The organism is Arboricoccus pini, assembly GCF_900187945.1.
In the GTDB taxonomy this organism is placed as follows: Bacteria; Pseudomonadota; Alphaproteobacteria; order Geminicoccales; family Geminicoccaceae; genus Arboricoccus; species Arboricoccus pini.
Map to the genome: position 1 here is coordinate 1 of NZ_FYEH01000028.1, position 1,344 is coordinate 1,344.

The window sequence follows — 1,344 nt, forward strand, 5'->3', positions numbered from 1 at the left end:
GCTGCTTTGCCAACGTCCTGTTGTCTGGTTGATTGTCGCGGGCGGCGGGAGACTGGTTGGGGGAGAGGTGATGGATTTGTCGCTTGGTCTGGTGGGTCAGGGCTGGCTGCAGCTTGGCGAACTGCTGCTGTCCTTCGTCCTGGCGGCGGTCGTCGGGCTCGAGCGGGAGATGCATCATAAGAGCGCGGGGTTGCGGACCTACAGCCTGGTCGGCGTTTCCTCGGCGCTCTTCATGCTGGTCTCCAAATACGGCTTCATGGGCGTTCTTGGCGACCATGTGGTGCTCGATCCCTCGAGGGTCGCGGCGCAGATCGTCTCGGGCATCGGCTTTATTGGCGGGGGCGTCATCTTCATGCGCCGCAATGTCGTCCGCGGGCTGACGACGGCGGCCTCGGTCTGGCTGACCTCGGCCCTGGGCATGGCCTGCGGCGCCGGCCTCCCTGTCCTGGCCGTGGCAACGACCGTCGGCTATTTCCTGATCATGTTCGTCTACCCCAGGATCGTCAGCAGGCTCTTGCCCATCGAGCAGCCCAGCAGCGTTCGCCTGCGCATCGGCTTTCGAGACAAAGCCGGCCGGCTCACGGCCATCCTTGCCATGTGCAACGGCCGGCATGTAGCCATCCGGCAGGTCGAGGTGGAGCGGGGCGACGTCGAGGCGACAAACGAGGAATTGGAGGACCTGACTGACAAGGAAGGCAGCGAGGCCGGGCGAACGGGAGAGGCCATCTTGACCCTCACCCTCGAGGCCAGCACCAGCAGCGCGATCGTGCAGCTGGTGGCCCGCCTGGGCGAACTGGAGGGCGTGCTGCGCGTTGACAGCCTGGAAGCGGCAGAAGATGCCCTGGAGTAGACGGCTGGCGATGACAAACGCCCGGCCAAGGCGGGTGAATGCCCCGTAAGGCCAAGCAAAGGCAGCGTCCCGGCCAGCAATTCGCCGCCCTGCCGGTCAAGAACGTGGACGGCGAGACACTGGTCCTCCTCGTCACCAGCCGGGAGACCGGCCGCTGGGTGCTGCCCAAGGGCTGGCGCGAGAAGAATCTGAGCGGCCCCGAGCTGGCGGCCAAGGAGGCCTATGAGGAGGCCGGCATCGTCGGCGTCGTCCAGGACAAGCCCATCGGCTCCTATGGCTATCTCAAGCGCCTGCCCAAGGGCCAGCTCAAGCCCTGTCTCGTCAAGGTCTTCCCCATGCGCGTCGACGACCTCCTCGATACCTGGCCAGAAGCCCGGCAGCGACGCCGCCAATGGTTCACCTTCGCCCAGGCCGCCTTGAACGTCGACGAAGCCGAACTCGTCGAACTCTTCCTCAACCTAGCCAAACCAGTCGATTGAGAACTTACAACGCGC

The 1,344-nt window shown here is 65.2% G+C and carries 2 protein-coding genes; both read left to right on the forward strand.

Annotation, left to right across the window (positions count from 1 at the left end; all coding sequences use genetic code 11):
- Positions 1-70: 70 nt before the first annotated feature.
- Positions 71-850: an MgtC/SapB family protein gene (locus tag CFB17_RS18740; protein WP_088563107.1), complete on the forward strand. Its 780-nt coding sequence runs from the start codon at positions 71-73 to the stop codon at positions 848-850.
- A 38-nt stretch (positions 851-888) separates the two neighbouring features.
- Complete coding sequence (locus tag CFB17_RS18745; protein WP_088563108.1) at positions 889-1,329, forward strand: NUDIX hydrolase; 441 nt, start codon at positions 889-891, stop codon at positions 1,327-1,329.
- Positions 1,330-1,344: the final 15 nt, after the last annotated feature.